Source organism: Pseudomonas sp. S2_F03 (assembly GCF_054668335.1).
In genome coordinates this window covers 1505393-1528280 of record NZ_CP162759.1, presented here as the reverse complement: position 1 = coordinate 1528280, position 22888 = coordinate 1505393, and the positions used below count along the sequence as shown (strand labels likewise).

Sequence of the window (22888 nt, the reverse complement as noted above, 5' to 3'; positions counted from 1 at the left end):
GAAAAAGTGTGCCAATGCGCGTGAGCATCAGCACTCGATAATGTTGACCGCCAAACCGCCACGGGCGGTTTCCTTGTATTTGCTTTTCATGTCGGCGCCAGTCTGGCGCATGGTGCGGATGACCTTGTCGAGGGAGACGAAGTGCTGACCGTCCCCACGCAGCGCCATGCGCACCGCATTGATGGCCTTCACCGAGCCCATGGCATTGCGCTCGATGCAAGGCACTTGCACCAGCCCGCCAATCGGGTCGCAAGTCAGGCCCAGGTTGTGTTCCATGCCGATTTCCGCCGCGTTTTCCACTTGCTGCACGGTCCCGCCAAGGACCTCGCACAAGGCGCCGGCGGCCATGGAACAGGCCACGCCGACCTCGCCCTGGCAACCGACTTCGGCGCCAGAGATCGAGGCGTTTTCTTTGTAGAGAATGCCGATGGCCGCCGCGGTCAGCAGAAAGCGCACGACCCCGTCTTCATTGGCCCCCGGGATAAAGCGCATGTAGTAATGCAAAACCGCTGGAATGATCCCGGCTGCACCGTTAGTAGGCGCGGTCACGACGCGTCCGCCATTGGCGTTTTCTTCGTTGACCGCCAGGGCGTACAGGTTGACCCAGTCCAGCACCGACAGCGGATCGCGCAATGACGATTCCGGGTTCTTGCACAATTGTCGATGCAGGGCGGCGGCGCGGCGCTTGACCTTCAAGCCGCCGGGCAGAATGCCTTCGTTGCGGCAACCGGCGTCGACGCAGTCTTGCATCACTTGCCAGATTTTCAACAGGCCGGCGCGGGTTTCCGCTTCCGGGCGCCAGGCGCTTTCGTTGGTCAGCATCACCTGGCTGATGGACAGGCCGTAGGTGGTGCAATGACTGAGCAAGTCCTTGGCACTTTTGAACGGGAAGGTCAGCGGCGTGGCGTCTTCGACGATGCGGTCGGCGCCGGCGGCGTCTTCATCGACCACAAAACCACCACCGACCGAGTAGTACTCGCGGCTGCGGATCTGTAGGCCCGCCGCGTCGAACGCGCGAAAGATCATGCCGTTGGGGTGATAGGCCAACGGTTTGCGAATCATCGCCAGGTGTTCTTTCTCGTTGAACGCAATGCTGTGTTCGCCGAGCAGGTTCAAGCGCCCGCTACCGCGAATTTCTTGCAAGCGCGCAGCAACGGTTTCGGTGTCCACGGTGTCCGGGTGTTCGCCTTCGAGGCCGAGCAACACAGCCTTGTCGCTGCCGTGGCCCTTGCCGGTGGCACCGAGCGAACCGTAGAGCTCGATTTTGACGCAGGTGGTTGCAGCCAGCAGTCCTTCACGGCGCAAACCTTCGGCGAAGCGTGCGGCGGCGCGCATCGGACCGACGGTGTGGGAGCTGGAGGGGCCGATGCCAATCTTGAACAGGTCGAACACGCTTAACGACATGGTTGTTCTCCGGTTTCTTGTTATAGGTATGGGCGAAATCTAAGGCTTGCCACAGAACCCTGTGGGAGCGGGCTTGCTCGCGAAAGCGGTGAGTCAGTCACCATGAATGTTTACTGACCCACCGCTTTCGCGAGCAAGCCCGCTCCCACAAGGGTTTTGTGGTGTTCTTGAAAGTGGGGCGGATCAACCGCCCCACACTGCTTTAAGCGTAGCTTTCGATCGACGGGCAGGCGCACACCAGGTTGCGATCGCCGAAGACGTTGTCGACGCGACCGACCGGTGGCCAGTATTTGCCTTCGATCAGCGAGGCAACTGGATACACCGCTTGCTCACGGCTGTACGGGTGGGTCCACTCGCCAACGATCTCTGCTGCGGTGTGCGGAGCGTTTTTCAGTGGGTTGTCGTCCTTGTCCAGCGTGCCGTTTTCCACAGCGCGGATTTCTTCGCGGATGCGGATCATGGCGTCGCAGAAACGGTCCAGTTCTTCCTTGGATTCGCTTTCGGTCGGCTCGATCATCAGCGTGCCAGCCACCGGGAACGACATGGTCGGCGCGTGGAAGCCGAAGTCGATCAGGCGCTTGGCGACGTCATCGACACTGATGCCGCTGCTGTCTTTCAACGGACGCAGGTCGAGGATGCATTCGTGCGCCACCAGGCCGTTGCTGCCGGTGTACAGCACTGGGTAGTGCTCTTCCAGGCGACGGGAGATGTAGTTGGCATTGAGGATCGCCAGCTGCGAAGCGCGCTTGAGGCCCGCACCGCCCATCATCGAAATGTACATCCAGGTGATCGGCAGAATGCTCGCGCTGCCGAACGGTGCTGCGCAGACTGCGCCTTCCTTGCGTTCCATCTGGGCGTGACCCGGCAGGAACGGGGTCAGGTGCGATTTCACGCCGATCGGGCCGACACCCGGGCCGCCACCGCCGTGCGGAATGCAGAAGGTCTTGTGCAGGTTCAGGTGCGACACGTCGCCGCCGAACTTGCCCGGTGCGCACAGGCCGACCATCGCGTTCATGTTGGCGCCGTCGATGTACACCTGGCCGCCGTTGTCATGAATGATGCCGCAGATCTCGCGGATGCCTTCTTCGAACACGCCGTGGGTCGACGGGTAGGTAATCATCAGCGCAGCGAGGTGTTCGCGGTGCTCGATGGCCTTGGCGCGCAGGTCTTCGATGTCGACGTTGCCGCGAGCATCGCAAGCGGTGACGACGACGCGCATGCCAGCCATGTTAGCGGTGGCCGGGTTGGTGCCGTGGGCGGACGACGGGATCAGGCAGATGTCGCGACGGTCTTCGCCACGGCTCTGGTGATAGGCGCGGATGGCCAGCAGGCCGGCGTATTCACCTTGCGAACCGGCGTTCGGTTGCAGCGAGATCGAGTCGTAGCCAGTCGCGGCGCACAGCATCGCTTCCAGTTCGTCGGTCAGTTGCTGGTAGCCGGCGCTTTGCTCGGCCGGGGCGAACGGGTGCAGGGCACCGAATTCAGCCCAGGTCACCGGGATCATTTCGCTGGCGGCGTTGAGTTTCATGGTGCACGAACCCAGCGGGATCATGGTGCGGTCCAGTGCCAAGTCTTTGTCGGCCAGCTTGCGCAGGTAGCGCATCAGCTCGGTTTCCGAGTGGTAGCGGTTGAACACTGGGTGGCTGAGGATCGGCGATTGGCGCACCAGCGACGCAGGAATGGTGCTCTGCACTACGGCTGCGAGGGCGGCGAAGTCCGGCAGGGTCTTGCCGTCGGCGAAAATACTCCACAGGGTTTCGATGTCAGCCTGGGTGGTGGTTTCGTCGACCGACAGGCCCACACGCTGAGCATCGACCACGCGCAGGTTGATGCGCTGGGCGCGCGCCTGATCGTGCAGCTTGGCGGTATTGGCGCCGGTGTTCAGGGTCAGGGTGTCGAAGAAGCTGGCTTGTTCAACGGTCAGGCCCAGTGCGCTCAAGCCCTTGGCCAGAATCGCCGTCAGGTGATGCACGCGATTGGCGATCTGGGTCAGGCCTTTCGGGCCGTGGTACACGGCGTACATGCTGGCGATGTTGGCCAGCAGCACTTGCGCGGTGCAGATGTTCGAAGTGGCTTTCTCGCGACGGATGTGTTGCTCGCGGGTTTGCATGGCCAGGCGCAGGGCCGGCTTGCCGAAACGGTCCACGGAAACACCGACCAGACGGCCCGGCATGTCACGCTTGAATGCATCTTTGGTGGAAAAGTACGCCGCGTGCGGGCCGCCGAAGCCCAGCGGTACGCCGAAGCGTTGGGCGCTGCCGATGGCCACGTCGGCACCGAATTCGCCTGGTGCGGTCAGCACGGTCAGGGCCAGCAGGTCGGCCGCTACGGCGACCAGTGCGTTGGCCGCGTGGAAACGTTCGGTCAGCGCGCGGTAATCGAACACGTCACCGTTGCTGGCCGGGTATTGCAGCAGCGCGCCGAAGAACGGCGTCACGTCGGTCAGTTCGAGTTCGTCACCGACGACAACCTCGATGCCCAACGGCTCGGCACGGGTGCGCAGCACGTCGAGGGTTTGCGGGTGGCAATGCACGGAAGCGAAGAATTGGTGGCTGCCCTTGTTCTTGCTCAGGCGTTTGCAGAAGGTCATGGCTTCGGCAGCGGCGGTGGCTTCGTCAAGCAGGGAAGCGTTGGCAATCGGCAGGCCGGTCAGGTCGCTGATCAGGGTCTGGAAGTTCAGCAGCGCTTCGAGACGACCCTGGGAGATTTCTGGCTGGTACGGGGTGTAGGCGGTGTACCAAGCCGGGTTTTCCAGCAGGTTGCGCAGGATCGGCGATGGCGTGTGGGTGCCGTAGTAGCCCTGGCCGATGTAAGTCTTGAACAGCTGGTTTTTACCGGCGATGGCTTTGATCGACGCCAGGGCATCGGCTTCGCTCAGGCCGTCTTCCAGGCCCAGGACGCTGGTGCCTTTGATGCTGTCGGGAATGACGCTGGCGCTCAGGGCTTCCAGGGAGTCGAAACCGAGGCTGTTGAGCATGGCTTGCTCGTCACCGGCGCGAGGGCCGATATGGCGGGCGATGAATTCGTTGGCGGTGGTCAGATTCACTTGGGTCATGTCAGCGCTCCTCAGGCTTCGGCGTTGGCTTTGATCAGGCGGTCGTAGGCATCCTGATCGAGCAATTGGGCGACCGCCGAGGCGTCGCTTGGCTGGAAGCGGAAGAACCAGCCTTCGCCCAGCGGATCTTCGTTGACCAGTTCAGGGCTGCTGTCCAGCGCCGGGTTCACTTCCAGCACCTCGCCGTCCAGTGGCATGTACACGCCGCTGGCGGCTTTTACCGATTCCACGGTGGCGGCTTCGGCGCCTTTGTCATAGGACTGCAGCTCAGGCAGTTGTACAAAAACCACGTCGCCCAAGGCGTTCTGTGCGAAAGCGGTGATGCCGACAGTAACGCTGCCGTCAGCTTCGGTGCGCAGCCATTCGTGGTCTTCAGTAAAACGCAACTCGCTCATGTGAACTCCTAAGGGGGGCCAGACTCGTCTGGTGGACGCTATTGAATGCTTGGGCAAAGCCCTGGTTATGAGGACTACATAGCAAGAACACGGCCAATGTTGGTTTGGCCGTTATTTATCAATGACTTATGATGTTTTGCAGATTGGTTGAATTCACCGCGTGTAGCGAAATCGATACGGTCGGAGACGGGGGAGAAAGCCGAGGTGGATCAAAGCCTTGCACAGCCGTGATCGGGGAGGAGTGTAGCGATATCGTTCCGCTGTAGCGCTTTCAGTACAGATGGAGGTCGTTTTTGAACATGGACCCTGTAGGAGCCGAGCTTGCTCGCGATGGCGGTACTTCAGTCGAAATCAAAGGTGACTGAAGTACCGCCATCGCGAGCAAGCTCGGCTCCTACAGGGGGCTGTGGTGTTTGGGGGATTGTGATCCCGCCACAAGCTCAGGGCTTGTTGGGTATCCCGTACTTGCGCAACCGATGGGCAATCGCCGTGTGGGAAGTTTGCAGGCGGCTGGCCAGTTGGCGGGTCGAGGGGTAGCTGATATAGAGTTTTTCCAACAGGGTTTTTTCAAACGATTCCATGGCCTGTTCCAGGCTGTCGACTTCGCTGTCGTTCTGGCGCGCCACCGAGGTGCCGGCGATGTCGAGGTCGCCGATGTCGACCAGCGTGCTTTCGCAAATCGCCGCGGCACGGAAGATCACGTTCTGCAATTGCCGCACGTTGCCCGGCCAGCGATTGCCCAGCAACGCCGGGTAGGTGCCCGGTGCCAGGCGACAGACCGGGCGCTGGATTTGTGCACAGGCCTGCTGCATGAAATAGCGGGCGAGCAACAGAATGTCCTGGCCGCGTTCGCGCAGCGGCGGGACTTCAACGTTGAGCACATTGAGGCGATAGAACAGGTCTTCGCGAAAGCTGCCCTCGCTGACCATTTTTTCCAGGTCGCGGTGGGTGGCGCTGAGAATCCGCACATTGACCTTCACTTCGCGATCACCGCCAACGCGGCGAAAGCTGCCGTCATTGAGAAACCGCAGCAGTTTCGCCTGCAAGTACGGCGACATCTCACCGATTTCATCGAGAAACACCGTGCCCTGGTTGGCCAGTTCCATCAGCCCCGGTTTGCCGCCTCGTTGCGCGCCGGTAAAGGCACCGGGGGCGTAGCCGAACAGTTCGCTTTCGGCGAGGTTCTCCGGCAATGCCGCGCAGTTGAGCGCGAGGAATGGCGAACTGTGCCGAGCGCTGCTGGCGTGGCAGGCCCGTGCCACCAGTTCTTTGCCGGTGCCGGTTTCGCCCTGGATCAGCAGCGGCGCATCGAGGGCCGCGACCCGTTGTGCGCGCGCCTTGAGGGTGCGGATGACGGGTGACTCGCCCAGCAGCGCATCGAACCCTTCGGCATGGTCATGGTGCAGCGCCGAGAGGCGTTCGCCGATGCGGTTGGGTTGATACAAGGTCAACAGGGCGCCCGCGTCGGTGATCGGCGTGGCGTCCAGCAGCAATGTCTGACCGTCGACGGTGATTTCCCGCAGCGGCAGGCGAAAGCCATGCTCAAGCAGGGCGTCGAGCAGTGCCGGGTCGGCAAACAGGTCGGCGATGCTTTCGCCCGCCGGTTCACGACCGTACAACGCGATCAAGGCCGGGTTGGCCAGCAACACTTTGCCGGCACTGTCCAGCGCCAGGACCGGGTCGGTCATGGCCGCGAGCAAGGCATCGAGTTGCAGGTGTCGGCGCTGTCCGGGAAGAATGTCGACCACCGTCACCGCTTGCACACCACGCACGCTGAATAGCGCATCGCGCAGCTCTTCGAGAACTTGCGGGCTCAGGGTCGGGGCGTCGATGTAAACGTTGGGCGGCACCATCTCCACCGCATCCAGATTGAGGTTGCGCCCACCGAGCAGGGCCAGGACTTCCTGGGTAATACCGACGCGGTCGATGAAGCTGACGTGGATACGCATGGGGCGGTTCAGTGTTCTGAAGTGCGGAGGGTGGCAAGTATGCCTTGGCGCAGGGGATAAGGTGAAATTCGGTGCAGGATTTGCGGGCAACACAGAACCCCTGTGGGCGCGAGCAGGCTCGCTCCCACAGGGGACAGTGGATTACTCGAAGTCTTTGATATCTACCGGGTCGCCGGATTTCATGTCCAACTGCTTGCGTATGTCTTCAAACATCAAGTCGTAATGTTTGTGTACCGAGCCGATCTGGCTATGGGTCTTTGGAATGCCGTACTTCTCGGCGATCGCTGTCACGTTTCTGGCGAAGTTGTAAGCCTCCTCCTTGGGCAGAAAGAAGGTCTCTTTCATGTCCTTCCCTTGCATGCTGCCATGCAGGGTGAACTGAATTCCTTTCACCCCTTTATCATTTTTGCTGACTTCATAGTCGAGCTTCACGTCGTAGCTGACATCGTCCTTGGTCAACGCGTGTCGCTCGATGTGTAAATGACCTGGCTCAAACAGTGCCATAGACGTTTCTCCCTACAAGTAAGTAATGCCAGGATTCGCCGTGCTGATGCGCGTACCTGCCTTGCCCTGGACGATCGCTTCGATGTCCGAGAGTGAACCGATCACCGCGACCTTTCCAGTATGGCGTGCGAATTCACAGGCTGCCTGCACCTTGGGCCCCATGGAGCCGGCGGCGAAGCCAAGTTTTTCCATTTCATCTGGGTGAGCCTGGCCGATGGCTTTCTGGGTCGGCTTTCCGTAGTCGATGAACGCGGCGCTGACGTCGGTGGCGATCACCAGAATATCGGCTTCAAGCTGTTCGGCCAGCAGCGCCGAGCACAGGTCTTTATCGATCACCGCTTCGACACCTTCCAGTACGCCGGGTGAGGTGTACATGGTCGGGATGCCGCCACCGCCGGCGCAGATCACGATGCTGCCTTTTTCCAGCAGCCACTTGATCGGGCGGATCTCGAAAATGCGTTTTGGTTTGGGGCTGGCCACCACGCGACGGAATTTGTCGCCGTCCGGGGCAATCGCCCAGCCTTTTTCGGCGGCGAGTTTTTCCGCTTCGGCCTTGGCATATACCGGGCCGATCGGCTTGGTAGGGTTTTGAAAGGCCGGGTCTTTGGGGTCGACTTCAACCTGGGTGAGCAGGGTGGCGAAGGGCACTTCGAAGTCCAGCAGGTTGCCCAGTTCCTGTTCGATGATGTAGCCGATCATGCCTTCGGTTTCGGCACCGAGCACGTCCAGCGGGTAGGGGGAAACCGAGGTGTAGGCCGCGGCTTGCAGCGACAACAGGCCGACCTGCGGACCATTGCCGTGGGCGATTACCAGTTGGTTACCGGCATGGACCTTGGCAATTTGTTCGGTGGCGATCCGGATGTTGGCGCGCTGATTGTCCGCGGTCATGGGTTCACCACGGCGGAGCAGGGCGTTACCGCCCAAAGCGACGACGATACGCATAATGGCAATCCTTCCAGAAAAACAGTGAGATGCGGTCATTGTGGGAGCCTGGCTTGCCAGCGATGCAGACGCCTCGGTGAATCAGTTACAACGAGGTGATGCCATCGTCGGAACGCCGCCCGGGGCAAGCCCGGCTCCCACAAAGCCAGCTCCCACATTGACTGAGTCCAGTCAGTGGGAGCCGGGTGCGCCGTTAAAGGTCAGCCAAAGTCGACACCAGAATCGCCTTGATGGTGTGCATGCGGTTTTCCGCTTGCTCGAAGGCGATGCAGGCCGGCGACTCGAACACGTCATCAGTCACTTCGATGCCGTTCTTCAGGTTCGGGTACTGCTCGGCAATCTGCTTGCCGATTTTGGTATCACTGTTGTGGAAGGCCGGCAGGCAGTGCATGAACTTGGTGCGCGGGTTGCCGGTGGCTTTCATCAGTTCGGCGTTGACCTGGTACGGCAGCAGTTGCTGGATACGCTCGGCCCAGGCTTCAACGGGTTCGCCCATCGACACCCAGACGTCGGTGTGGATGAAGTCCACGCCTTTGACCGCGGCTTTCGGGTCTTCGGTCAGGGTGATGCGAGCACCGCTTTCTTCCGCATATTGCTTGCAGCGAGCCACCAGGTCGTCAAGCGGCCACAGGGCTTTTGGCGCGCAGATGCGCACGTCCATGCCCAGCTTGGCGCCGATCAGCAGCAGCGAGTTACCCATGTTGTTACGGGCGTCGCCCAGGTAGGCGTAGCTGATGTCGTGGATCGGCTTGTCGGCGTGTTCACGCATGGTCAGCACGTCGGCGATCATTTGCGTCGGGTGGTATTCATCGGTCAGGCCGTTGAACACGGGTACGCCGGCAAACTTGGCCAGTTCTTCGACGATTTCCTGCTTGAAGCCACGGTATTCAATGGCGTCGTACATGCGCCCCAATACGCGGGCGGTGTCTTTCATGCTTTCTTTGTGGCCGATCTGCGAGGAGTTCGGGTCGATGTAGGTGACGTTGGCGCCCTGGTCATAGGCCGCGACTTCGAACGCACAGCGGGTACGGGTCGAGGTTTTTTCGAAGATCAGCGCGATGTTGTTGCCTTTGAGGTGTTGCTGCTCGGTGCCGGTGTATTTGGCGCGCTTGAGGTCGCGGGACAGGTCGAGCAGGTAGCGCAATTCGCGAGGGGTGTGGTGTTCCAGGCTCAGCAAATTACGGTTGTGAATATTAAAAGCCATGATGGATCTCCTTTGGTGTCGGTTATCCCCTTGGTCGCGCATGCCCTGGGGTACAGGGCTGCGCCGGCCAAGGCTGAAGGTTAGTAGTCGATTGGGTCGCGAATGATCGGGCAGGTCATGCAGTGGCCGCCGCCACGCCCACGTCCCAGCTCGCCTGCGCTGATAGTGATGACTTCGATGCCCGCCTTGCGCAGCAAGGTGTTGGTGTAGGTGTTGCGGTCATAACCGATCACCACGCCTGGCTCCACAGCCACCACGTTGTTGCCGTCGTCCCACTGTTCGCGCTCGGCGGCGAAGCTGTTGCCGCCGGTTTCCACCACGCGCAACGCTTTCAGGTTGAGGGCCTTGGCCACGGTGTCGAGGAAGCTGGCGTCTTCGCGTCGGATGTCGATGCCACCCGGTTTTTTCTCATCCGGACGCAGGGTGAAGGCGACGATCTGATTGACGACTTCAGGGAAAACCGTGACGAGGTCGCGGTCACAGAAGCTGAACACGGTATCGAGGTGCATCGCTGCACGGGATTTCGGCAGACCGGCGACGATGACTTTTTCGACCGCTTTGTTTTTGAACAGGCTTTGCGCCAGCAGGCCAATGGCCTGGCGGGACGAGCGTTCGCCCATGCCGATCAGCACCACGCCGTTGCCGATTGGCATCACGTCGCCCCCCTCCAGGGTGGAGCTACCGTGTTCCTGGTCCGGGTCGCCGTACCAGACCTGGAAGTCGGCGTTGGTGAATTCCGGGTGGAATTTGTAGATGGCGGTGGCCAGCAGGGTTTCCTGGCGGCGCGCCGGCCAGTACATCGGGTTCAGGGTCACGCCACCGTAGATCCAGCACGTGGTATCGCGAGTGAACTGGGTGTTGGGCAATGGCGGCAGAATGAAGCTTGAGTGGCCGAGGAAGTCGCGGAACATCTCGATGGCTTTACCGCCGAAACTGGTCGGCAGGTCATCGGCGGAGACGCCGCCGATCAGGAATTCGGCGATCTTGCGTGGCTCCAGGCTGCGCAGCCACGAGCTGGTTTCATTGATCAGGCCCAGGCCCACCGAGTTAGCGGTGATCTTGCGCTCCAGAATCCAGTCGAGCGCTTCCGGAATCGCAACGATGTCGGTCAGCAGGTTGTGCATTTCCAGCACATCGATGTTGCGTTCGCGCATTTTGGTGACGAAGTCGAAATGGTCACGCTTGGCTTGGGCGACCCAAAGCACATCATCAAACAGCAGTTCGTCACAGTTGTTCGGGGTCAGCCGCTGGTGGGCCAGGCCTGGGGAGCAAACCATGACTTTGCGCAGTTTGCCGGCTTCGGAATGCACGCCGTACTTAACTTTTTCCGTGGTCATTACAGTGATCCTCCAGATGACAAATTATTCAGGTGTTACAGGGTCAGGAAGCCGGAATACAGCCCATAGGCCGCCACCACGGCGCCTATGATTACGGCTGCAAAAATCAGCTTCTCGACGTTGGTGAAAACAGGTTTGCCCAGTTCACGCTTGGCCTTGGCGAACAGGATTACGCCGGGCGCATAGAGCAGGGCGGACAGCAGCAGGTATTTGGTGCCGCCGGCGTAGACCAGCCAGACCGCGTAGATCACCGAGATGGCGCCGATCAACAGGTCCTTGGTGCGCTCGCCCGAGTCGTTTTCGTAAGTCTCGCCGCGCACCGCCAGCAGCAGCGCGTAAGCCGCCGACCACAGGTAAGGCACCAGAATCATCGAGGTGGCGAGGTAGATCAGCGACAGGTAAGTACTGGCCGAAAACAGCGTGATGATCAGGAACAGCTGCACCATCGCGTTGGTCAGCCACAGCGCGTTGACCGGCACATGGTTGGCGTTTTCCTTGCGCAGGAACTCCGGCATGGTGTGGTCCTTGGCCGCGGCGAACATGATCTCCGCACACAGCAGCACCCACGACAGCAACGCCCCCAGCAGCGAGATGATCAGGCCTACGCTGATTAGCACCGCGCCCCAGTGACCGACCACGTGCTCCAGCACGGCCGCCATCGACGGGTTCTGCAGCTTGGCCAGTTCCGGTTGAGTCATGATGCCCAGCGACAGCACGTTCACCAGCACCAGAAACAGCAGCACAGTGATGAAACCGATGACGGTGGCTTTACCTACATCGGTGCGTTTTTCTGCGCGGGCCGAGAAAATGCTCGCGCCCTCGATGCCGATGAACACCCAGACGGTGACCAGCATCATCTTGCGTACCTGGTTCATCACGCTGCCCAGGTCCGGGTTTTTCACGCCCCAGATGTCAGCGGTGAAGATGTCCAGTTTGAAGGCGAAAATCGCGATCAACACAAACAGCACCAGCGGCACGATCTTGGCGACCGTGGTCACCAGGTTGATGAATGCTGCTTCCTTGATCCCCCGCAACACGAGGAAATGCACGCCCCAGAGCAGCAACGATGCACCGATCACGGCAGCCACCGTGTTGCCTTCACCGAAAATCGGGAAGAAGTAACCCAGGGTGCTGAACAAGAGTACGAAATACCCGACGTTGCCCAACCACGCACTGATCCAGTAACCCCAGGCGGAAGAGAAACCCATGTAGTCGCCGAAACCGGCCTTGGCGTAGGCGTATACCCCGCCGTCCAGATCAGGCTTTCGGTTGGCCAGGGTCTGGAAGACAAACGCCAGGGTCAGCATGCCGACGGCGGTGATGGCCCAGCCGATCAGTACGGCGCCAACGTCAGCACTGGCGGCCATGTTTTGTGGCAAGGAGAAGATCCCGCCACCAATCATTGAGCCGACAACCAGAGCAACCAACGCGCCAAGTTTCAGTTTTGCGGGGGATTCAGACATCGCATGACTCCAGTGCAGGAGAAGAGAGACAACAGAGTAGTTCTGTTAGCTGTTCGAACATCTGACTTAGATCAGTGCATGAGCACATTCCATTGTTAATTAAAGACTTTTGGATGATTTTCGGTCCGGATACGGATGGCCGGAGAAGCCTAATCCAGAGGCCTCGCTCAGAGCTAGCCGGAATAAGCGAGCTTTGCTGGCGATCTTTAAGTTAGTTCTTTTTGGCGTTTCCGCAAATATTTGGCGCCTGTTTTTGGTGCGGAGTTGATTTATTAGGATTAACCCACAAAATCGCTCTTTGCCATGACGGTCATAGAATGTTCGGTTATAAATAAATGACCGTGACATGGCGTTATCTAATAAACGTTATTACGCTGTATCTATTTAGTTAAAACCCGTCATGTGACGGTTTTATAACCATGGTCGCCCGGCCGTATTTGGAAAAAGTGGAGACGCAGGAATGTCACAACCGACGCAAAAGCTTCGCCTGAGCGCGTTGATCGCCTTGGTGGTGGGCTCGATGATTGGCGGGGGGATTTTCTCGTTGCCGCAGAACATGGCGGCGCGAGCCGATGCGGGGGCGGTGCTGATCGGCTGGGCCATCACTGCGGTCGGCATGCTGACCCTGGCGTTCGTCTTCCAGACCCTGGCCAATCGCAAGCCTGAACTGGATTCCGGGGTGTATGCCTACGCCAAGGCCGGCTTCGGCGACTACATGGGATTTTCCTCCGCTTGGGGTTACTGGATCAGCGCCTGGCTGGGCAACGTCGGTTATTTCGTGTTGCTGTTCAGCACCCTCGGTTATTTCTTTCCGGTCTTTGGCCAGGGCAACACACCCGTCGCCATCGGCTGTGCCTCGGTGCTGCTGTGGGCCGTGCATTTCCTGGTGATGCGCGGGATCAAGGAGGCGGCGTTCATCAATCAAGTGACCACCGTGGCCAAGATCGTGCCGCTGATCATGTTCATCGTCATCGCCGCCGTCGCTTTCAAGGCGGACATTTTTACCCGGGACATCTGGGGCCGCAGCAACCCGAATTTTGGCGGGGTGATGGACCAGGTTCGCAACATGATGCTGGTGACGGTGTTCGTCTTCATCGGGATCGAGGGCGCCAGTGTCTACTCGGCCCGGGCGGAGAAACGGTCGGACGTGGGACGGGCGACGGTCATCGGTTTTATCGGGGTGCTGGCCTTGCTGGTGCTGGTGAACGTGTTGTCGCTGGGCATCATGAGCCAGCCAGAATTGGCCAACCTGCAGAACCCGTCGCTGGCGGCCGTGCTGGAACATATCGTCGGCCCCTGGGGGGCGTTGCTGATCAGCGTCGGCCTGGCGATATCGCTGCTGGGGGCTTTGCTGTCCTGGGCGCTGCTGTGTGCCGAGATCCTGTTCGCCACGGCCAAAGACAAGACCATGCCCGCCTTCCTGAAAAAGGAAAACGCCAACCACGTGCCGGTGAATGCGCTGTGGCTGACCAACGTGATGATCCAGCTCTTTCTGCTGATCACGCTGTTTTCCGCCGGCACTTACACCAGCCTGATCTACCTCGCGTCGTCGATGATTCTGGTGCCGTACCTGTGGTCGGCAGCGTATGCGGTGTTGTTGAGCGGGCGCGGCGAAACCTACGAGCACGCCAGCGCCGAGCGCACCAAGGACCTGATGATCGGCGGTATCGCGCTGGGGTATGCGGTGTGGTTGCTGTATGCCGGCGGGGTCAAATATTTGCTGCTGTCGGCGTTGTTGTATGCGCCGGGGGTGATTCTGTTCGCCAAGGCCAAGCATGAGCAAGGCGAGCCATTGTTCACGCATGTCGAGAAGGGCATTTTTACCTGCGTCATGATTGGTGCCGGGTTGGCCGCGTATGGTCTGTACAGCGGGTTGCTGTCGTTGTGAGGTTGTTGCTGGCCTATCAGCCGCCGTATGACTGGTCGGCGATGCTGGGATTTTTGTCGGTGCGGGCGGTGGCCGGGATGGAGGCCGTGGCCGACGGGGTCTACTCGCGCAGCATCGGGTTGAACGGTGACTACGGTACGTTTTCGATAGGACCGACAGACGCTGACGCCCTTGAACTGACTCTGGATTTTCCGGATGCGATGGCCGTGCCCGGGATCGTGGCGCGGCTGCGTCGGATGTTTGATCTGGATGCGGATTTGCCAGCGATCCACCGCCAGTTGGCACGGGACCCGTTGATGAAACGCCTGATTGCCCAGCGTCCGGGCTTGCGGGTGCCGGGGGCCTGGGATGGATTGGAGTTGGCGATTCGAGCGGTGTTGGGGCAACAGATCACCGTGGGCGCGGCGATCCGCCTGGCGGGCAAGCTCGTGGCGCAGTATGGCGCGCCGTTGCAGTCGCCGCTGGCGGGATTGACCCATGTGTTTCCTGAGTCGGCCGTGTTGGCGAACGCGGATCTGGCGGCATTGGGCATGCCGAAAAGCCGGGGGCGAACCTTGTCCGGTGTGGCTCAGGCGTTGCGGGATGATCCTCGGTTGTTTGAGCCGGGCCGAGAAGATGGCGTGGCGCGGCTACTCGCCTTGCACGGGATTGGTGACTGGACGGCGCAGTACATTGCGTTGCGCCAGTTGCGCGAGCCGGATGCGTTTCCGTCTGGGGATGTGGGATTGATCAAGGCACTGGCGGCGTTGGAAAACGCGCCAGTGACGGGTCGGGACCTGTTGTCGCGAGCCGAGGCGTGGCGACCTTATCGAGGGTATGCGGCGCAGTTGCTCTGGACATCACTCAGCCGCTCTGACTGAGCTGTTTGTTCTGGCCCCATCGCGGGCAAGCCCGCTCCCACAGTGGATCTGTGCCGATCACAAAACCTGTGGGAGCGGGCTTGCCCGCGATGGGCCAGAATCATCACCACCACTGCGCACGATGGGAACCCAACTCTGTCGCGGGTAGCCCCCACTGCAACGGTGTCCCGGTGATTTTCAACGGCACATGAAGCCGATGCGCCGGCCCCCAAGGCGTATGCTCAATCACGATCCCTTGATCGTTGTCATCCTCTGCCTGCAACGGTTCTTGCACCCCGGCACCCTGTTCAATCAACAGTTTCGCCGTCCGCGCCAACGACAACCGCGCCGAACCCCCACGCCCCAATAAAATGACAGCCGCAGCCGCCATCAAATACCCGGTGGCGTGATCGAGCGCCTGCACCGGCAAGGGTGTCGGTTTGTCCGCGTGTTTCCACTGCATCCCGGCGTCGCAAATCCCGCTGCTCATCTGCACCAGGCTGTCGAAGCCACGGCGGTTCTGCCACGGGCCGCTCCAGCCATAGGCGTTGAGGCTGACATCCAGCAGGCCCGGCGCCAGTGTCCGGCGCTCGGCAACGCCATAGCCCAAGCGTTCCAGTGCATCGGCGCGGTAACCGTGCAAAAGGATGTCCGCTTCCTTGAGCAGGGTTTCGAATACAGCGCGATCATCTTTACTGTGCAGATCCAAGCGCGCACAGCGTTTGCCCAAGGTCACCTCCGGTACCACGCCGGGTTCGTTCCAGGTCGGCGGGTCAATGCGCAGCACCTGCGCACCGAGGCCCGCGAGAAAACGGCTGGCGACCGGACCTGCCAGCACGCGGGTCAAGTCCAGCACCTTGATCCCGGCCAGTGGCTGGGCCACGGAGCCGCGCCACGCTTTGGCGGGGTGGCCGCTGGCGTCGCTGAACTGAATCAATGGCTCGGCGTTGACGGCCAACCCTTGCGGGTGCCGCTGCCATTGCGCCCACGTGCGCATTTCGGCGGCGCAGCCCCCGGCGTCGACCACCGCCTGCTCCAGAGCGCTTTTGGCCCAATGCGCCACTTTGCTCGCCATCGCCGCGCGGTCAACGCAGGTGCCAAGCACGCTTTCAGCCGCTACCCGGTGATGGGGGGCGTTGGTGTGCAGGCGGATCCAGCCGTCATTCGTCGCGTAGTCACCGGCCACCGGGTCCCACATCGGCGGAACGCTCCAGCCGACGGGGCGGATCGACGTGGCGAACCAGAAAGAGGCAAGGCGGCGGTCGACTTCAATCCCCGGCAAGCGACCGGTGTGCTGCCGCAATAGCTCGCTGACAGCCTGTCCGGCGGCGGCAATGCTGGCGCAGGCCAGATCGGTCACGGCAAACGCCGAGGGCAGGGCGCCGCTCGACGTGAAAGGTATGGGGGTGTGAGGCAAGCCGAGTGCGGCTTGAATGGACGTGAGTAAATCAGTCATCGAAGGCCCTCCGGAACGAGAGCCCGAGCATAGTTCAAAACGGCTGACAGACCAGATGATCGTTCCCACGCTCTGCGTGGGAATGCCTCAATGGACGCTCTGCGTCCGCTTTTGGGACGCAGAGCGTCCCGGGCTGCATTCCCACGCAGAGCGTGGGAACGATCCTGTCGCGGGCAAGCCTTGCTCCTACAGGAACGGGAATTACACCCGGAACTGATCCATCAATTTCATCTGGTGCGTGGTCAGCGAGTTGAGATGGCTGCTGATCTGCGCCGATTCGGTGGCTTGGCCGGTCAGGGTTTCGGTGACGGTGCGGATCGCCGAGACGTTGCGGTTGACCTCTTCGGCCACTGCGCTTTGCTGTTCGGCAGCGCTGGCGATTTGCAGGTTCATGTCGCTGATCACCGTCACTGCATCACTGATTTTGCCCAGGGCCTGGACCGCTTGCTGGATCTGCCCAGCGTTGTTGTGGGCCTGGGTCTGGCTCGAATGCATGGTGGCGACCACGCCGCGCGTGCCGCTCTGGATGCGCTCGATCACCTGGCGAATTTCTTCCACCGAATCCTGCGTGCGTTTGGCCAGGTTGCGCACCTCGTCGGCCACCACCGCAAACCCGCGACCGCTTTCACCGGCACGGGCCGCTTCAATCGCGGCGTTGAGCGCCAGCAGGTTGGTTTGTTCGGCAATGCTGCGGATCACTTCCAGCACCGAACCGATCTGCTCACTGTTGACCGCCAACGCTTCGACTTCGGTCACCGCTTTGCTGACTTCGTCCGCCAGTTGATTGATGTCGCGGGTGCTGCGCTCGATGATCTGCATGCCATCTCGGGCCGATTGGTCGGCACCTTTGGCCGCACTGGCGGCGTTCGAGGCACTGTTGGCAACGTCGTGGGCGGTGGCGCTCATTTCGTTGGACGCGGTGGCGACCTGGTCGATTTCACGGAACTGCACTTGCATGCCTTCGCTGGTCTGACGGGCGATTTCCGAAGACTGGTCGGCCGTGCCGCGGGCGTCGGTGATGCTTTGCTTGATCTGCGCGATGGTCGGTTGCAGCTTGTCGAGGAAGCGATTGAACCAGCTGACCAGTTCACCCAATTCGTCTTTCTTGCTGTAGTTCAAACGCTGGGTCAGGTCGCCGTCGCCGCTGGCAATCGCCTTGAGCATGTCGGCCACGCTGTTGATCGGGCGGGTCACGCCCGACGCGGTGAGCCAGATCAGCAGCAAGCCGCCCAAACCAGCAATGACGGCACCCAGCACCGCTTTGATCGTGCCGCTTTGCTGGGCGTCATCGAGCACCGCTTGCAGTTTCACCGAGTCGGCCAGCAACACTTGTTTGGGCAAGTCGATCACCACGGCCCAGGTTTTCGCGTCAGTGATGGGGCTGACCGGGTAGACCGCGCGGATCAGGTCGCCTTGCTGAAGAATCTTCGGCGCTCCGCTGCCGAGCAATTGCAGGATGTCCCTGCCGTCCGCGCCGAGGGTGTCGCCGATGCTCTTGCCGACTTTACCGGCGTCGACACTGTAGGCCGCGAGCACGCCTGTGCCGGAGACGATCAGCATGTGCCCGGCGCTGTTGAACAGTTCACGCTGGGAGTCGACCGCCGCCGCTTGCAGGGCATCTAGCGCGATGTCGACACCGACCACGCCGATGGACTTGCCATCCACCAGCAGCGGCACGGAAATGGTGGTCATCAACACTTCTGTTTTGTTAGCGCCGACGGTATCGGCGTAGGGGTCGAGCAGGCAGGTACGCTTGCTGTCCCGCGGGCAGGTGTACCAGACGTTGTAGGGTGTGCCGCTGAGGTTCAGGGTGGTTTTGGTCATGTCCTCTTCGACCATGATTGTGTTGAGCGCCTCGCCCCCTGCACGGCTCCAATACGTGGCGAATCGCCCGGCTTCGTTGGACTGGCGGACCGCATCATTGACGAACTCGCTGTCCTTGCCATCCAGCCCGTTGGGCTCGAACGCCAGCCAGATCCCCAGCACTTTGCTGTTGCGCTCGAACGCGGTTTTCAGGTTCTGGTTCAACTCTTCACGCAGGGCGCCGGCATCAAGCGAGCGCTTGGCTGCCAGGGTGCGCATGTCCTTGATCTGATCGGCCAGGGCCGTCACCACCGTCAGCGTTTCACCGAAGGTCTTCTGCACTCGCACCGCTTGTTCGGCAGCTTTGGCTTGCAGCAGGCTCTGTACGCTGTCGGTGAGCATTTTGCTGCTGGAGGCGTTGACCAGATCATCGTTCTGATCGGTCTGGTAAATGTTCATGCCGACGATCAAGACGACCACGCCGAGCAGGCAAAGACCGGAGAGCAAAACGATTTTCAGACGGATAGAGAGGGAGTCGAACATAGGGCGAACTCACAAATGGATGAAGTGTTGGCAAGGAGTCGAAACCGACTCGGTACGCCAAATCCATTTAGCGCCATTCAATGCACATCGGCGCTTTGTGAAGGTTGCATGAACGCAAGTCGACGAACGGTAGTGGTTGACCGTTTGCGCAGGAAAATGCCCTGAAAAGAGCTGAATTTCAGGAAATTCTCGGTACTGATTCCGGACGCGACCAGATCCACAGATTGCCCAGGCTCATGCCGGCAATCGCCAGGTAAATCGGCCAGCCGTGATCGAGCATCACCAGCATCAGCGTGGCGCACAGCAACATGCTGACGGTGGCACTGACCTTGGCTCGACGGGTGATGATCTTGCCGTTGCGCCAGTTGCGCAGGATCGAACCGAACAGCCGATGGTTTTCCAGCCAGGCACTCAAGCGCGGCGAACTGCGGGTCGCGGCCCAGGCGGCGAGCAGGATGAATTCGGTGGTGGGCAGGCCGGGCACGACGATGGCGATCAGGCCGATACCGAGGCTGATGTAGGCCAGCAGGCCGAAGAGCAGGCGGGAGAGTTTTGAAGAGGAGGGCTGAGGCATTGGTCTCAAGGGCACGGGGGTGAGGCGGACCTGTGGGAGCGGGCTTGCCCGCGATGACGGTCTACCCTTCAACAAAGATGCTGAATGTCACATTGCAATCGCGGGCAAGCCCGCTCCCACAGGATAGTTGTTTGGCTTCAGGCCGGTTCGGCTGCGGTGGCGTAAGCCTGTTCCAGCAACACGGTAAACCGGTTGAACGCGTCGATGGCGCCTTTGTCCAGATCGGCTTCTTCCTGTGCGCTGAGCGTCAGGCCATCCAGCGTCTTCACGAAACTTTTCCAGCCTTCAGCGCGACCACCGGTTGGTTCGCCAAGATGGCGGGCGCCGAAGGTTTCACTCAAGCCCAGGCCAACGGCTCGCTTGATCAGGAACGCCGCGCCGAGCTTCGACCCTTCGGAAACGAACAGCCAGCCCAGCGCTTCGGCCTGGGTCGGGTTCTTCACGGCACCGGCAATGGCGGCCGGCACTTCGGTTTCCAGATCAGCGAGGTCAGCCTTGGCCGCTTCGGCACGGCAACGGGCCGGCAGGTCGGGAACAATCGCGGTCAGTGCGGCATCGTTGTACAGCGCCACCAGTTCCGATTGGAACAGGTACTGAGCGACCACGAAACGGGCGAAGTTGGCCTGGGTTTCAAACGGCGCGTGGGCTTTGACCAGGGCATCAAGTTTGGTATGCGGTTCGTGGGTGATCTGGTTCAAACGTTGCGAACGCAGAGCAGGGCGTTGAGCGGTGTCCTGAGAGGTCATGAGAAATCCTTGAGAAATGGAGGCGCTTGGTAACGAGACGAATCAGCAGGCGCGCGACAGTAAAAAATCTTCACTGTGCAGCTTTTACTGGGCTGCACAGTGAGCCGGGCGGGATCAGATATCCCAGACCAGATTGACCGCGAAGTTGCGACCCGGCTGGGTCAGGCGGTCGAGGTTGGCCGGCTGAGTCACCGAGGCTTCGCCGACGCTGTCGTAGCCGCGTACGTCATCCCATTGCCAGTACTTTTTGTTGGTCAGGTTGTAGAGGCCGGCGTTGACGGTCACGTCGTCGGTCACCTTGTAGAAACCGGCCAGGTCGAGCACGCCATAACCCGGTGTCTTGAACTGGGTGCTGGTGCCGTCCGGAGTCTTGAAGCTGGTGCTGTCGACGCGGGTCTTGCGCTTGACCAGTGTCCAGTTCAGCAGGGCGCCGTAGTTGTCCTGGTCGTAACCCAGGCCGAACACGCCGGTCAGCGGGTTGATACTGTTCAGCGGCTGACCGGTGTCATCGTTGCGACCGTACTGGTAGGCCGCCGAGCCTTGGGTATAGAGGCCGTTCGGAGCGCCGAAGTTGTCCAGGTTCAGGCGACCCTTGAGCTCCACACCTTTGATGGTCGCGTGGGCGATGTTGTTGCTCTGGAACGTGGTCTCGGTATAGCCGGGCGTAATGGCGTTCTCGTCAATGAAGTCGCGGTATTTGTTGTAGAACACCGCCACATCGAACGTGCCGGCCTCGAACTGACCGCGCAGGCCGGTTTCATAGCTCTTGCTCTTTTCCGGTTCCAGGTCCGGGTTAGGGGCGACCTGATAGCCGCCCGCGAGGTTTTCGAAGCGACCATACAAAGCCTTGGCCGTCGGCGTGCGGAAGCCTTCGGCGTATTGGCCATACCAGGTGTAGTTGTCGTTGAAGCGGTAGGTGGTGCCGAGTTTTGGCGACAGTTGATGCCAGGTCTTGGTGTCTTCGCTCACGACGCCGTTGCCGCTCTGGTCGGCGGTGGCCAGGAACTCGTCGGTGACGTGCGGCTTGAGTTGGGTGTAGTCGTAACGAGCACCGGGCAGGAAGGTCCAGTTGCCCCAGCTGATCTGATCCTGGGCAAACAGGCTGTAAGTGTTGATCGTCGGATCGGGGAAATCGCTCGCCGGTTTCAGGGTGTCGGCGGGGCTCGCGGCACCGATGACCCGGCAGGAACCGGCCACAGTCAGACAGGTGCCGGTGCCGGTACGCAGGCCGGTGACTTTGTCCTGTTTGATGGTCGTGCCGTAGGTGACGAGGTGAGCGGTGTCGGCAATGGCGAATGACTTGTCAGCCTGGACATCGAACACCCACTGGCGATCTTTGTAGTTGGTGTCGCGGTTGCGCAGCACGGTGCGCGAAGGTGCGTAGATTTCCTGGGTGCTCTGGTCGGCCTTGGCGATCTGATAGTTCAGGGTCCACTTGATGTTGTCTGCCAGGGCGCTGTCCAGACCAAAGTTATGATCCAGGCCAAAACGTTCGCGAGTGATCGTGTCGTTCCCGGTACGGGATTTATAGAAGCCGAAACCACGCCCGGCGTTGAACGGGCCGCCCACCGCGCTCAACTGGTTGGTGTCGCTGTCGGCCTTGTAGTTTTCGAAAGTCAAACCAAAGCGCGCGTCGTCGGCGTAATCCCAGCCCAGCTTGGCCAGTACGCTGGTGGTGCGCACGTCCTCAGGGTTGGCCTCGGTGCGGTTCAGGCCGGTGCCACCGGTTTCGCCGTAAGACTCTGTTTCATGACCGTTGCGCTGGCTCAGGTGCAGCAGGCCGTCGAACTCGCCGGTACGGCCGGCCACGGTGCCGGAGGTCAGCCAGCTTTCATCGGCCGAGCTGTAACCGGTTTTCAGGCGCGCGCCGACGTCCTTGCCAGGTTTGATGATGTCATCCGGGTCCAGCGTGTAGTAGCTGACAGCGCCGCCGATGGCGTTGCTGCCATACAACACCGACGCGGGGCCCCGGAGGATTTCCACGCGTTTGACGATTTCCGGGTCGACGTAGTTGCGGTTGGTCTGGGCATACGGGCCGTTGAAGAAACTGTCCGGCACTTGCACCCCATCGACCTGGGTCAATACGCGATCGCCGTCGATGCCACGGATGTTGTAGCCCGTTAGACCGGCGCGCTGGCCTGTGCCGCCAACCGAAACGCCCGGTTCATAGCGCACCAGTTCCTTGATGGTATTGACGTTGTTGCGGTCCAGGTCTTCACGGGTATAAACGCTGACTGTGCTCGGTACGCTGTTCACGTCCTGTTCATTACGGGTGGCGCTGATCGTGACCTGGTCCAGGTTGATCGCGCCGTTGTTGCTGCGTTTCTCCAGCACAATGTTGCTGGTGCCCAGTTTGCGATAGCTCAGGTTGGTCCCCACCAACAGGCGATCGAGGGCTTTTTCCGGTGGCAACGAACCGCGTACGCCCTGGGAAGCCACGCCTTCAGCCAGCTCTGCCGGCAAGCCGACTTGCCAACCTGTCACGGCGGTAAAGGCATTGAGTGCCGACACCAGCGACTGAGCAGGGATGGCGAACGAATAATCACCCATGTTGCGGGTCGACGGTTCGGCCGCCGTGGCGGCCATGAGCGGCGCGGTACCGGCCATGAGGATGGCGGCGGTCAGCAGCGACAGCACGCAGGAAGGTGAAGAGGACTGGCGGGTAAGGCGAGAGGACATCGATAGCGCTCCGTGTCGCACGAATCTTTATAGGTGCTGATTGGCATGTAGAGATGCGAATCAATTGCATTGGCTATAACGAGACGAACGAACGCGTGCTATCGAGT

Annotated in this window: 16 protein-coding genes; 2 read left to right on the top strand and 14 right to left on the bottom strand. The window is 60.7% G+C overall.

Translation table 11 applies throughout. The features are described from left to right. Positions 1–27 precede the first annotated feature (27 nt). From AB4N76_RS07370 to arcD (AB4N76_RS07330), 9 genes are all read right to left on the bottom strand, one after another. Positions 28–1404, bottom strand: a complete 1377-nt coding sequence (locus AB4N76_RS07370) for an L-serine ammonia-lyase (protein ID WP_046032054.1) — start codon at positions 1402–1404, stop codon at positions 28–30. Between the two features lie 202 nt (positions 1405–1606). Further along, positions 1607–4459, bottom strand: coding sequence for an aminomethyl-transferring glycine dehydrogenase (gene gcvP / locus AB4N76_RS07365; protein ID WP_046032053.1), 2853 nt, complete (start codon positions 4457–4459; stop codon positions 1607–1609). A gap of 11 nt (positions 4460–4470) precedes the next feature. Further along, positions 4471–4854, bottom strand: coding sequence for a glycine cleavage system protein GcvH (gene gcvH / locus AB4N76_RS07360; RefSeq protein ID WP_046032052.1), 384 nt, complete (start codon positions 4852–4854; stop codon positions 4471–4473). 440 nt (positions 4855–5294) lie between these two features. Next, on the bottom strand, positions 5295–6803 hold the full coding sequence (locus tag AB4N76_RS07355) for a sigma-54-dependent transcriptional regulator (protein WP_046032051.1): 1509 nt from the start codon (positions 6801–6803) through the stop codon (positions 5295–5297). Between the two features lie 141 nt (positions 6804–6944). After that, positions 6945–7307 carry a DUF5064 family protein gene (locus AB4N76_RS07350; protein WP_046032050.1) on the bottom strand — a complete coding sequence of 121 codons (363 nt, stop codon included), beginning with the start codon at positions 7305–7307 and terminating at the stop codon, positions 6945–6947. Positions 7308–7319: 12 nt separating this feature from the next. Beyond that, on the bottom strand, positions 7320–8249 hold the full coding sequence (gene arcC, locus AB4N76_RS07345; RefSeq protein WP_460164324.1) for a carbamate kinase: 930 nt from the start codon (positions 8247–8249) through the stop codon (positions 7320–7322). 193 nt (positions 8250–8442) lie between these two features. Continuing rightward, positions 8443–9453, bottom strand: coding sequence for an ornithine carbamoyltransferase (locus AB4N76_RS07340; RefSeq protein WP_046032048.1), 1011 nt, complete (start codon positions 9451–9453; stop codon positions 8443–8445). 80 nt (positions 9454–9533) lie between these two features. Beyond that, positions 9534–10790, bottom strand: a complete 1257-nt coding sequence (gene arcA, locus AB4N76_RS07335; protein ID WP_077431380.1) for an arginine deiminase — start codon at positions 10788–10790, stop codon at positions 9534–9536. 35 nt (positions 10791–10825) lie between these two features. After that, positions 10826–12253: an arginine-ornithine antiporter gene (gene arcD, locus AB4N76_RS07330; protein ID WP_046032046.1), complete on the bottom strand. Its 1428-nt coding sequence runs from the start codon at positions 12251–12253 to the stop codon at positions 10826–10828. A 460-nt stretch (positions 12254–12713) separates the two neighbouring features. Between arcD (AB4N76_RS07330) and arcD (AB4N76_RS07325) the strand changes: the two genes are divergently transcribed. Both arcD (AB4N76_RS07325) and AB4N76_RS07320 read left to right on the top strand, forming a co-directional pair. Beyond that, positions 12714–14141: an arginine-ornithine antiporter gene (arcD, locus tag AB4N76_RS07325; protein WP_046032045.1), complete on the top strand. Its 1428-nt coding sequence runs from the start codon at positions 12714–12716 to the stop codon at positions 14139–14141. Next, entirely contained in the window at positions 14138–15001 is an 864-nt protein-coding gene (locus AB4N76_RS07320; RefSeq protein WP_460164323.1) for a DNA-3-methyladenine glycosylase family protein, read from the top strand. The genes arcD (AB4N76_RS07325) and AB4N76_RS07320 overlap by 4 nt, the downstream gene beginning before the upstream one ends. Positions 15002–15104: 103 nt before the next feature. On the opposite strand, the gene AB4N76_RS07315 is transcribed toward AB4N76_RS07320, so the two are convergent. The 5 genes from AB4N76_RS07315 to AB4N76_RS07295 all read right to left on the bottom strand — a co-directional run bounded on the left by AB4N76_RS07315 (position 15105) and on the right by AB4N76_RS07295 (position 22781). Next, a complete protein-coding gene (locus AB4N76_RS07315) occupies positions 15105–16436 on the bottom strand; it encodes a CoA transferase (RefSeq protein WP_460164322.1) in 1332 nt (443 codons plus the stop codon). Positions 16437–16637: 201 nt separating this feature from the next. Beyond that, a complete protein-coding gene (locus tag AB4N76_RS07310; RefSeq protein ID WP_460164321.1) occupies positions 16638–18782 on the bottom strand; it encodes a methyl-accepting chemotaxis protein in 2145 nt (714 codons plus the stop codon). A 178-nt stretch (positions 18783–18960) separates the two neighbouring features. Further along, entirely contained in the window at positions 18961–19356 is a 396-nt protein-coding gene (locus tag AB4N76_RS07305) for a YbaN family protein (RefSeq protein WP_077431384.1), read from the bottom strand. Positions 19357–19493: 137 nt separating this feature from the next. Continuing rightward, positions 19494–20102 (bottom strand): biliverdin-producing heme oxygenase, encoded by a 609-nt coding sequence (locus tag AB4N76_RS07300; RefSeq protein ID WP_460164320.1) that lies wholly within the window; start codon positions 20100–20102, stop codon positions 19494–19496. Between the two features lie 114 nt (positions 20103–20216). Continuing rightward, on the bottom strand, positions 20217–22781 hold the full coding sequence (locus AB4N76_RS07295; protein WP_077431385.1) for a TonB-dependent receptor: 2565 nt from the start codon (positions 22779–22781) through the stop codon (positions 20217–20219). Between the last annotated feature and the right edge of the window lie 107 nt (positions 22782–22888).

What these genes read in the sequence shown, in the direction of transcription:
- AB4N76_RS07370 (WP_046032054.1), bottom strand. Translation starts at nt 1,404, where the DNA reads ATGTCGTTAAGCGTGTTCGACCTGTTCAAGATTGGCATCGGCCCCTCC.
- gcvP (WP_046032053.1), bottom strand. Translation starts at nt 4,459, where the DNA reads ATGACCCAAGTGAATCTGACCACCGCCAACGAATTCATCGCCCGCCAT.
- gcvH (WP_046032052.1), bottom strand. Translation starts at nt 4,854, where the DNA reads ATGAGCGAGTTGCGTTTTACTGAAGACCACGAATGGCTGCGCACCGAA.
- AB4N76_RS07355 (WP_046032051.1), bottom strand. Translation starts at nt 6,803, where the DNA reads ATGCGTATCCACGTCAGCTTCATCGACCGCGTCGGTATTACCCAGGAA.
- AB4N76_RS07350 (WP_046032050.1), bottom strand. Translation starts at nt 7,307, where the DNA reads ATGGCACTGTTTGAGCCAGGTCATTTACACATCGAGCGACACGCGTTG.
- arcC (WP_460164324.1), bottom strand. Translation starts at nt 8,249, where the DNA reads ATGCGTATCGTCGTCGCTTTGGGCGGTAACGCCCTGCTCCGCCGTGGT.
- AB4N76_RS07340 (WP_046032048.1), bottom strand. Translation starts at nt 9,453, where the DNA reads ATGGCTTTTAATATTCACAACCGTAATTTGCTGAGCCTGGAACACCAC.
- arcA (WP_077431380.1), bottom strand. Translation starts at nt 10,790, where the DNA reads ATGACCACGGAAAAAGTTAAGTACGGCGTGCATTCCGAAGCCGGCAAA.
- arcD (WP_046032046.1), bottom strand. Translation starts at nt 12,253, where the DNA reads ATGTCTGAATCCCCCGCAAAACTGAAACTTGGCGCGTTGGTTGCTCTG.
- arcD (WP_046032045.1), top strand. Translation starts at nt 12,714, where the DNA reads ATGTCACAACCGACGCAAAAGCTTCGCCTGAGCGCGTTGATCGCCTTG.
- AB4N76_RS07315 (WP_460164322.1), bottom strand. Translation starts at nt 16,436, where the DNA reads ATGACTGATTTACTCACGTCCATTCAAGCCGCACTCGGCTTGCCTCAC.
- AB4N76_RS07310 (WP_460164321.1), bottom strand. Translation starts at nt 18,782, where the DNA reads ATGTTCGACTCCCTCTCTATCCGTCTGAAAATCGTTTTGCTCTCCGGT.
- AB4N76_RS07305 (WP_077431384.1), bottom strand. Translation starts at nt 19,356, where the DNA reads ATGCCTCAGCCCTCCTCTTCAAAACTCTCCCGCCTGCTCTTCGGCCTG.
- AB4N76_RS07300 (WP_460164320.1), bottom strand. Translation starts at nt 20,102, where the DNA reads ATGACCTCTCAGGACACCGCTCAACGCCCTGCTCTGCGTTCGCAACGT.
- AB4N76_RS07295 (WP_077431385.1), bottom strand. Translation starts at nt 22,781, where the DNA reads ATGTCCTCTCGCCTTACCCGCCAGTCCTCTTCACCTTCCTGCGTGCTG.